The organism is Grimontia sedimenti, assembly GCF_011045095.1.
GTDB lineage: Bacteria > Pseudomonadota > Gammaproteobacteria > Enterobacterales > Vibrionaceae > Enterovibrio > Enterovibrio sedimenti.
Map to the genome: position 1 here is coordinate 1 of NZ_JAALDL010000039.1, position 3,202 is coordinate 3,202.

Here is a 3,202-nt window from a genome sequence, read left to right on the forward strand (position 1 = left end):
GAGTCCGTCAAAACCCCTTGGGTGTTGTATGGTTAAGCCTCACGGGCAATTAGTATCAGTTAGCTCAACGCCTCGCAGCGCTTACACACCTGACCTATCTACGTCGTCGTCTCCAACAACCCTTTAGAGGACTTAAAGTCCTAGGGATGACTCATCTTGAGGCTCGCTTCCCGCTTAGATGCTTTCAGCGGTTATCGATTCCGAACTTAGCTACCGGGCAATGCCACTGGCGTGACAACCCGAACACCAGAGGTTCGTCCACTCCGGTCCTCTCGTACTAGGAGCAGCCCCTCTCAATCATCCAACGCCCACGGCAGATAGGGACCGAACTGTCTCACGACGTTCTAAACCCAGCTCGCGTACCACTTTAAATGGCGAACAGCCATACCCTTGGGACCGACTTCAGCCCCAGGATGTGATGAGCCGACATCGAGGTGCCAAACACCGCCGTCGATATGAACTCTTGGGCGGTATCAGCCTGTTATCCCCGGAGTACCTTTTATCCGTTGAGCGATGGCCCTTCCATTCAGAACCACCGGATCACTATGACCTGCTTTCGCACCTGCTCGAACCGTCATTCTCGCAGTCAAGCGGGCTTATGCCATTGCACTAACCTCACGATGTCCGACCGTGATTAGCCCACCTTCGTGCTCCTCCGTTACGCTTTGGGAGGAGACCGCCCCAGTCAAACTACCCACCAGGCACTGTCCTCAATCCCGATTAGGGACCTAAGTTAGAACATCAAACATACAAGGGTGGTATTTCAAGGTCGGCTCCACACAAACTGGCGTCTGTGTTTCAAAGCCTCCCACCTATCCTACACATGTAGGCTCAATGTTCAGTGCCAAGCTGTAGTAAAGGTTCACGGGGTCTTTCCGTCTAGCCGCGGGTACACAGCATCTTCACTGCGATTTCAATTTCACTGAGTCTCGGGTGGAGACAGCGTGGCCATCATTACGCCATTCGTGCAGGTCGGAACTTACCCGACAAGGAATTTCGCTACCTTAGGACCGTTATAGTTACGGCCGCCGTTTACCGGGGCTTCGATCAAGAGCTTCGTCCGAAAACTAACCCCATCAATTAACCTTCCGGCACCGGGCAGGCGTCACACCGTATACGTCATCTTTCGATTTTGCACAGTGCTATGTTTTTAATAAACAGTTGCAGCCACCTGGTATCTGCGACTCTCAATAGCTCCATCCGCAAGGGACTTCACCGTCGAGAGCGTACCTTCTCCCGAAGTTACGGTACCATTTTGCCTAGTTCCTTCACCCGAGTTCTCTCAAGCGCCTTGGTATTCTCTACCCGACCACCTGTGTCGGTTTGGGGTACGGTTCCTGATAACCTGAAGCTTAGAGGCTTTTCCCGGAAGCATGGCATCAATGACTTCATCACCGTAGTGACTCGACATCGTGTCTCAGTGTATAGCGTCCCGGATTTGCCTAAGACACCCACCTACGCACTTGAACCTCGACAACCGTCGCGAGGCCCACCTAGCCTTCTCCGTCCCCCCATCGCAGTTATCAGCAGTACGGGAATATTAACCCGTTTCCCATCGACTACGCCTTTCGGCCTCGCCTTAGGGGCCGACTTACCCTGCCCCGATTAACGTTGGACAGGAACCCTTGGTCTTCCGGCGAGGAGGTTTTTCACCCCCTTTGTCGTTACTCATGTCAGCATTCGCACTTCTGATACCTCCAGCAGCCCTTACAGACCACCTTCAACGGCTTACAGAACGCTCCCCTACCCAATACCATAAATGGCACTGCCGCAGCTTCGGTGTATCGCTTAGCCCCGTTACATCTTCCGCGCAGGCCGACTCGACCAGTGAGCTATTACGCTTTCTTTAAATGATGGCTGCTTCTAAGCCAACATCCTGGCTGTCTGAGCCTTCCCACATCGTTTCCCACTTAGCGATAACTTTGGGACCTTAGCTGGCGGTCTGGGTTGTTTCCCTCTCCACGACGGACGTTAGCACCCGCCGTGTGTCTCCCGGATAGTACTTACTGGTATTCGGAGTTTGCAAAGGGTTGGTAAGTCGGGATGACCCCCTAGCCTTAACAGTGCTCTACCCCCAGTAGTATTCGTCCGAGGCGCTACCTAAATAGCTTTCGGGGAGAACCAGCTATCTCCGAGTTTGATTGGCCTTTCACCCCTAGCCACAAGTCATCCGCTAATTTTTCAACATTAGTCGGTTCGGTCCTCCAATTGATGTTACTCAATCTTCAACCTGCCCATGGCTAGATCACTCGGTTTCGGGTCTACGTCATGCAACTCATTCGCCCAGTTAAGACTCGGTTTCCCTACGGCTCCCCTATACGGTTAACCTTGCTACATAACGTAAGTCGCTGACCCATTATACAAAAGGTACGCAGTCACCTAACAAGTAGGCTCCCACTGCTTGTACGTACACGGTTTCAGGTTCTATTTCACTCCCCTCACAGGGGTTCTTTTCGCCTTTCCCTCACGGTACTGGTTCACTATCGGTCAGTCAGGAGTATTTAGCCTTGGAGGATGGTCCCCCCATCTTCAGACAAGATAACACGTGTCCCGTCCTACTCGTTTTCACGTTAAATAAGCCGTCGTGTACGGGGCTATCACCCTGTATCGCGCCACTTTCCAGAGGCTTCCACTAACTCATAAAACGCTTAAGGGCTAATCCGGGGTCGCTCGCCGCTACTGCCGGAATCTCAATTGATTTCTTTTCCTTCGGGTACTTAGATGTTTCAGTTCCCCGAGTTCGCCTCCACACACCTATGTATTCAGTGTGGGATACTGGCTTATGCCAGTGGGTTTCCCCATTCGGACATCCCAGATTCAAATGGCTGTTACTGCCTTATCTGGGCTTATCGCAAGTTACTACGTCCTTCATCGCCTCTGACTGCCAAGGCATCCACCGTGTACGCTTAGTCACTTAACCATACAACCCCAAGAGGTTTCGTATGTTCAAACAACCAAGGTGTTCTAATAAGAACATGTTCACCCTTTTTGCCTCTGCTTTTTCTTAAAAAGCGGAAACATAAAGCGATGAACGATTTCGCCGGACTCAAATATTGTTCATCACTTCCGAGGAAGGATGAAACCAAGAACACTTGAATGTGTTTGGTGTTAACTCCGTAGAGTCAACATTTGAGAACTTTTACAAACAAACTCATTGAGTTTGTTTAGTCAGCTTTCCAGATTTTTAAAGAGCATGTGATGT

Annotated in this window: 1 rRNA gene; it reads right to left on the minus strand. The window is 51.1% G+C overall.

The annotated features are described in order from the left end of the window. Positions 1-28: 28 nt before the first annotated feature. Positions 29-2,920, minus strand: a 23S ribosomal RNA gene (locus G5S52_RS23350). Positions 2,921-3,202: the final 282 nt, after the last annotated feature.